This is a genomic window from Pseudochrobactrum kiredjianiae (genome assembly GCF_030362795.1).
In the GTDB taxonomy this organism is placed as follows: Bacteria; Pseudomonadota; Alphaproteobacteria; order Rhizobiales; family Rhizobiaceae; genus Pseudochrobactrum; species Pseudochrobactrum kiredjianiae.
Window position 1 is genome coordinate 1 of the sequence record NZ_JAUCBM010000041.1, and the last position, 3,278, is coordinate 3,278.

Consider the following 3,278-nt stretch of genomic DNA (forward strand, 5'->3'; position numbering starts at 1 on the left):
GCCTTACCCTTGATCTCAGGACGGGTATCATCGGTTGGCTTGCCGTTGCCGACAGTTCCGGTGATGGAGCCGACATCATCAATCACTTCTGTGATTGACGGTGTGCCAGGCACAGCGGTCGAGACGATGATCGTGAACGGATCGGACATCGCACTTGATGTACCAACCTCATTGACCGACTGCACCGTGAAGGTATGGCTGCCGTCATTGACAAAGCCGGTATAGTTCCACTGACCTGTGGCCTGTACGGTGGTCTCACCAACATATTCGCCATTGACGAAGATCTTGAGGATGGTTCCCGGTGCTGCCGTACCCGACAGGGTCGGGGTGGTATCATTGGTGGTGCCGCCTTTTGGTACGGCGCCGATACCCGGCTGGGCATCATCCCAGATCTGATCGATCGTCGGTGTTTTTGGCACAGACAGATCAATGGTAACCCGCCAGCTGCCGGACTGGGCACTTTCGTTACCCGCTGTATCGGTTGCCGTCACTGTAAAGCTGTGCGCACCTGTTGCCAGATCTGCCGCTGGTGTGAAGCTCCATGTGCCATTGGCATTGGCTTTGGTCTCACCTAGCAGCACACCGTTGTCATAGACTTTGACAGTGGAACCGGCTTCTGCACCGCCACCGGAGATGGTCGGGCGCAGATCGTCTGTGGACTTGCCGTCAGCAACATTGCCCTGAACAGCGCCAACATCATCATAGACCGATGTGATCGACGGCGCGTTTGGTGCCAATGTGTCAACATTGATACGCCATGTGGTTGAATAGGCGCCTTCATTGCCGGCCGCATCCACCGCTTTAACGCGGAATGAATGGGCACCGTTGGCCAGATCGCTGTCCGGTGCGAAGGACCACTTGCCGTCTGTGACTTCAACTTCACCAAGCAGAGTTGTACCGTCATAGATACGCACCAGTTTGATGTCATCTGCGGCTGTACCGGAGATCACAGGGCGCGGATCATTGGTGATGCCGCCATTGGTCACTTCACCGACAATCGGTTCTGCTGCATCGAGAACGGATGTAATCGCCGCATCCGTGCTGCTTGGGGCTGTGGTATCAACCGTCAGTGTAAATGGTTCAGAGCTGGAGCCCTCATTACCGGCCGCATCAACGGTGGTGGCAATGAATGCGTGTTTGCCTTCCGACAGGGTCGGAACGTCAAAGGCCCAGTTGCCGGAAGCATCCGCCTGTACCTGACCCAGCAGCTTGCCGCCGGAATAGATACGGATAAAGCCGTTTGGCTCCGCACCATTCCCATTGAGGCGTGGGGTGGTGTCATTGGTGAACTCATTATTGAGCACTTCACCGGTATTTGGCAGCACATCATCGGTCGCACTGGCGATTACAGGCTTATATTTGGCATCCGGCGGTGTGAGATCGACCTCAATCGTCCAAGGCATCGAGGCATTGCCCTCGTTACCGGCGGCATCGGTTGAGGTTGCTGTGAAGACATGCTTGCCTTCAACCAGATCCGTGGTTGGTGTGAAGACCCATGTACCATTGGCATTGGCCTTGGTCTCACCCAGATAAACGCCATTGTCATAGATTTTGACGGTGGAGCCGCCTTCTGCACCCGAGCCCGAGATGGTTGGCTTGGTGTCATCGGTGGTCTTGCCGTCAAGCACTGCACCCGTGACAGAGCCAACATCATCGAGAACCTGTGTGATGGTCGGAGCAACCGGTGCTGTCGTATCGATGGTAACACGCCATGCGGTTGTGAACGGACCCTCATTACCGGCAGCATCAACCGCTTTAATGCGGAAGTTATGCACACCATTAGCCAGATCGCTTTCCGGAGTGAATGACCAGATGCCGCCTGTCACCGACACTTCGCCAAGCAGGGTTGTGCCGTCATAGATACGCACCAGTGCGATATCGTCTTTGGCTGTACCGGAGATTGCAGGGCGGGCATCATTGGTCAGACCGCCATTGGCAACCTCACCGGTATAGGCATCGACATCATCATAGACGGAGGTGATCTCCGCATCGGTCACTTTCGGTGCAGTTGTATCAACAGTCAGTGTGAATGGTTCAGAGCTTGAACCCTCATTGCCAGCCGCATCTGTGGTTTTGGCGATGAAGACATGCTTGCCTTCAGAACGGGTCGGAACATCAAAGCTCCAGTTACCATTCGCATCAGCCTGAACCTGACCCAGCAGTTTACCGTCGGAATAGATACGGATGAAGCCGTCCGGCTCCGCCCCCTTACCATTGAGGCGCGGGGTGGTGTCATTGGTAAAGCCGTTATTGAGCACTTCACCGGTATCCGGCAGCACATCATCGCTGGCACTGGTGATCTCAGGCTTGAACTTCGCATCCGGAGGTGTGATGTCAACCTCGATAGTCCAAGGCATGGAAGCAGAGCTTTCATTGCCTGCCGCATCGGTTGCCGTCACGGTGAAGGCGTGAACACCTTCCGCCAGATCTGTGGTTGGTGTGAAGCTCCATGTACCATTGGCATTGGCATTGGTCTGACCAATCAAGACGCCATTATCATAGATCTTAACAACGGAACCGGCTTCTGCGCCATTACCCGACAGAGTTGGTTTGGTATCATCGGTGGTTTTGCCAGAAGCAATCGCACCGGTGACTGTGCCCACATCATCGAGAACCTGCGTGATCGCAGGCGTATTTGGTGCCAGCGTATCAACAGTGATCTTGAACTCGGCAGATTTAACAGAAGTATTACCGGCGGCATCAACACCGGTCACGGTGAAGGTATGCAGGCCGTTGCCCAGTGCATTGACCGGTGTGTATTCCCAGTTACCGTCTGTATCGGCTTTGACTTCGCCAAGCAGGGTTGCACCATCATAGATACGGACTGTGCCATTGGCTTCGGCACCGGAACCCTTCAGGGTTGGTGTGGTGTCATTGGTAAAGCCGTTCTTGGCAATGTCACCGGTAATTGGTTCCTGATCATCTGTAATGCTGTCGATCTTCGGTGCATCCGGTGCAACCGTATCCACAGTGATAGTGAAGGCGTCAGAGGCCGCACTCACATTACCGGCCGTATCTTCTACTGTGGCGGTAAAGCTGTATGAACCGTCCGCCAGAGCGGTCGGGCTCTTCCAGTTCCACTGGCCACCGGCATCGGCAGTGATGGTCGCAACCAGTGTACCATCCTGATAGATGTGAACCTTGGAGTTTGCTTCTGCACCGGCACCCGACAGGCGAGGGCGGTTATCGTTGATGAAGGAGCCATCGGTGAACTCACCGGTGATCGGACCAACAGCATCATAACCAGACGTAAAGCGTGGCGCATCAGGCGCTGTCGT

Annotated in this window: 1 protein-coding gene; it reads right to left on the reverse strand. The window is 55.1% G+C overall.

Going from position 1 to position 3,278, the window contains the following annotated elements; genetic code table 11:
* Window positions 1–3,278: Ig-like domain-containing protein (locus QUF18_RS20290; protein ID WP_289389050.1), on the reverse strand; the 3,278-nt coding region annotated here is incomplete at both ends.